The following is a 487-nucleotide window of genomic DNA, read 5'->3' on the forward strand; positions in this document are numbered from 1 at the left end:
CGCAGGAAGAGCTTGAAGATAACCTCTATGAGGTCGTCTCCAAGAAGCGCATCAAGCGCCTTGCCTTCTCTGCGCGCCAGACCAAGGAGAACGTTGTCGCGAACGTCTACAATCGCGCCTTCACCTCCGGCTACACTGGCGGCGACGGCGTAGTCCTTCTCTCGACTGCGCATCCGTCGACCGCTGGCAACTGGTCGAACAAGCTCGCTACCGACGCCGACCTGTCGGAAGCCGCGCTTGAAGACATGATGATCCAGATTGCTCAGGCAAAGAACGATCGCGGTCACGTCATCAACCTCAAAGCTATGAAGTTGATCGTGCCGTCGAACCTTATGTTCGATGCCAAGCGCATTCTGAAGTCCGATCAGCAGTCTGGCTCCGCGAACAACGACATCAATGCCCTGAAGGGAATGCTTGACTATTCGGTCAATCACTACCTGACGGACACCGATGCGTGGTTCATCAAGACCGACGCTCAGTATGGTCT

1 protein-coding gene is annotated in these 487 nt (G+C 55.6%); it reads left to right on the forward strand.

The annotated features are described in order from the left end of the window. Positions 1-487: phage major capsid protein (locus tag AC10QF_RS20095; protein WP_494542742.1), on the forward strand; the 487-nt coding region annotated here is incomplete at both ends.

It is taken from the genome of Stenotrophomonas maltophilia complex sp. Om-AH-Sm3 (assembly GCF_059337855.1).